General features: G+C 76.5%; 3 protein-coding genes. 2 read left to right on the top strand and 1 reads right to left on the bottom strand.

Translation table 11 applies throughout. The features are described 5' to 3' along the window. A partial coding sequence (locus tag Q6969_RS14655; RefSeq protein ID WP_317231105.1) for a LysR family transcriptional regulator occupies positions 1-917 on the bottom strand: 917 nt, incomplete at its 3' end. A gap of 72 nt (positions 918-989) precedes the next feature. Between Q6969_RS14655 and Q6969_RS14650 the strand changes: the two genes are divergently transcribed. Together Q6969_RS14650 and Q6969_RS14645 are read left to right on the top strand one after the other, a co-directional pair. Then, on the top strand, positions 990-1,967 hold the full coding sequence (locus Q6969_RS14650) for a DMT family transporter (RefSeq protein ID WP_317231104.1): 978 nt from the start codon (positions 990-992) through the stop codon (positions 1,965-1,967). Beyond that, positions 1,964-2,845 (top strand): Rieske (2Fe-2S) protein, encoded by an 882-nt coding sequence (locus tag Q6969_RS14645; protein WP_317231103.1) that lies wholly within the window; start codon positions 1,964-1,966, stop codon positions 2,843-2,845. The genes Q6969_RS14650 and Q6969_RS14645 overlap by 4 nt, the downstream gene beginning before the upstream one ends. The last annotated feature ends 170 nt before the right edge of the window (positions 2,846-3,015 follow it).

The following is a 3,015-nucleotide window of genomic DNA, read 5'->3' as shown; positions in this document are numbered from 1 at the left end:
TTCCCGCCGGCGCTCTCCGCCGCCGCGGCCGCCACCCGCCGGAGCGCGTCGAGGACCCGGCGGACCGGCACGCGCGCCATCGCGTCCGGACGGGCGAGCACGTCCACGTGGCGGACGAGCGCGGCGCCGACGAGGGGCCGCAGGACCATCCCGTCGACGGCGAGCGGGGCCGCCGTCATCCGCGGCATGACGGCGACGGCCGCGCCCGCGCGGACGACCTGCGCCGCGACGGAGAACTCGTTGATGCGGTGGTCGACCTGCGGCGCGCGGCCGATGAGGGCGCCCAGCTGCGCGAGCACGCCCGTGAGGGGGAAGCCCTCGTGCGTGGAGATCCAGCGCTCGTCGCGCAGCTGCTCGGGGCGGATGCTCGGGGCAGCCGCGAGGGGATGCGCCGCGTGCAGGGCGATGTCCAGCGGCTCGACCAGGAGCGGCACGACGACCATGCGCCCGGTCGGCCACTCCGGCTCGTGGGCGAGCCGGTGCGCGACGACCAGCTCGTGGTCCGCGGTGAGGCGGGCGAACTCCGCCTGCGCGACGTCGGCGTCGGCGAGGGAGACCCGCGGGCCCCCGGTCCGGCCCAGGTCCTCCAGGAGCGGGCCGAACAGCGCGAGCCCGGCGCTGTGGAAGGCGGAGACGCGCACCGGCCGCTCGTCGTGGCCGAGGAACGACCCGACGGCGTCGCGGGCCTCGGCGAGCGCCACCTCCACCCGCGTGGCCGCGACGGCGAGCGCCTCCCCCGCGTCCGTGAGCACCAGCCGCCGCCCGCGCTTGACGGTCAGCGGGACGGGCACCTGCGCCTGGAGCACCGCGAGCTGCTGGGAGACGGCGGAGGCGCTGACGTGCATGGCGGCGGCGACGGCCGCGACGCTGCCGCGGTCGCCGAGCTCGCGGAGGAGGCGGAGTCGTGCCGGATCCACAAGGCTGCCCTTCATCGTCGATCAAGTGATGGCCCGTTGCTCTTGGGCATCGGTCCTCTGGACAGTAGCGTCATGGCCTCCCGCGCACGACCCGGACTCCTCGTCGACCTGCTCCTCGTCGGCGTCGCCGCGGTCTGGGGCGCCAGCTTCCTCGCGGCCAAGGACCTCGCCGCCCTGACCGGGGTCCCGGCGGCGCTCGCCCTCCGGTTCCTCGTCGCGGCCGCCGCGACGGCCCTCCTCTGCCTCGCCCGGCGGGAGCGCCTGCCGCGGGGTCAGGGCCTCGCGATCGCGGTGGCGCTGGGCTGCTCCCAGACCGCGGTCATCGGGCTCGAGACGTGGGGCGTGCACCTCACCAGCGCCACCAACGCGGGGCTCCTCATCAGCCTGGCGCTCGTCATGACGCCCCTCCTCGAGGGCGTCGCGTCGCGCTCGTGGCTGCCCCGGCCGTACTTCGTCGCCGCGGTCGCCGCCGTGGTCGGCGTCGCCCTCCTCGTCTCCGAGGGCGGGCTGCGCACGCCGACGTCCGGCGACGCGCTCGTGATCGCCGCGGCCGCGGTCCGGGCTGTCCACGTCACGGCGAGCGCGCACCTCACCCGCGGCCGCACGGAGGGCTCGCTGGGGGTGGTGCTCGTGCAGATGGCGGTGTGCGCGGCGGCCACCACGGTCGTGGCGGGGGCGGAGCTGCCGGCCGCGGTCGCGCGGCTGGACGCGGGCGGCTGGGCGGGCGTCCTGTTCCTCGGTCTGCTGTGCTCCGTGTTCGCCTTCGTCGTGCAGCTCTGGGCGGTGCGGCGGACGTCCGCGTCGCGCGCGAGCATCCTCATGGGGACGGAGCCGGTGTGGGCGCTCGGCGTGGGCGTCGTCCTCGCGGGCGAGGCGGTCGGGCCGGTCGGGGTGTGCGGCGCGGCCCTCATCGTCGCCGCGAGCTACGCCGGGCAGGCGATCGAGCGGCGGCACCGGATCCGGCCGCCCGGCCTTGTCACTGCTCCCCCGCAGGCGTTGCCTGGGAGGGAGCGCCGACGGCGGCGCCGGAATCGGACGGAGACCCCATGAGGGAGCTGAAGCTCGTCGCGGCCATCACGAGGATCGAGGACGCCGAGGCGCTCGACCCGATCGTCGAGAGGGTCCGCGGCACAGTGGTCGCCCTGCTCAGGCCCCGCGCCCTGGCCGACCTGCTGCACGGCGTGCCGTTCGGGCACCCGCTGCACCCGGTGGCGGTCCTCATCCCGTCCGGCGCGTGGATCTCCTCCGCGGTCCTCGACCTCCTGCCCGGCAACCAGAAGGCCAGCCAGGCGCTCGTGGGCGTGGGGATCCTCAGCGCCGCGCCCTCCATCGTCTCCGGCTACGCCGACTGGTCGCAGCTGCACGAGCAGCAGCTCCGCGTCGGGATCGTGCACTCCGCCGCGAACGCCCTCGCGACGGGCCTCTACGGCCTGTCGTGGATCCAGCGGGCGCGCGGCAAGCAGACCAGCGGCAAGCTCCTCGGCCTCGCGGGCCTCGGGCTCGTCTCCGCCGGCGGGTTCCTCGGCGGCCACCTCGCCTACCGCCAGGCCGCCGGCGCGAACCACGCCGAGGACGTGCCGCACCGCTTCCCCCAGGGCTGGCAGGAGCTCGGCCGGCTCGACGACCTGCCCGACGGCCGTCTCGCGAAGCGCGACGTGGCGGGCCTGCCGGTCCTCGTGCGCCGCCACGGCATGACGGTCGACGCGCTCAGCAACACGTGCAGCCATCTCTCCGCGCCGCTCGACGCGGGCGAGCTGGGGAAGGACCCGAAGACGGGCGAGGCGTGCGTCACCTGCCCGTGGCACGACAGCGTGTTCAGCCTCAGGACGGGCGAGGTGATCCACGGCCCCGCCACGTCGCCGCAGCCGCGCTTCGAGACGCGCGTGACGGCCGGCCTCGTGGAGGTGCGGCTGCCGAACGCGGGCTAGCCGGCATCCCCCGCAGCGCGCACGGGCTCGTCGGATCGGCGCAGCGCCACGACCGCGAGCACCGCGCAGCCGGCGAACACGACGGCGCCGGCCGCTGTCGGCACGGCGATGCCGGCCGTCGCGAGCGCGCCGCCGAGCGCCGACCCGAGGGCGAGCCCGAGCAGGCTGAG

This window comes from Clavibacter sp. MX14-G9D (genome assembly GCF_032917815.1).
GTDB classification, from domain to species: Bacteria; Actinomycetota; Actinomycetes; order Actinomycetales; family Microbacteriaceae; genus Clavibacter; species Clavibacter michiganensis_K.
Note: the sequence above shows the minus strand (reverse complement) of the source record. Positions and strands in the feature narration are given on the sequence as shown.

Coding starts and splice junctions, on each gene's coding strand:
- Q6969_RS14650 (WP_317231104.1), top strand. CDS start 990: ATGGCCTCCCGCGCACGACCCGGACTCCTCGTCGACCTGCTCCTCGTC.
- Q6969_RS14645 (WP_317231103.1), top strand. CDS start 1,964: ATGAGGGAGCTGAAGCTCGTCGCGGCCATCACGAGGATCGAGGACGCC.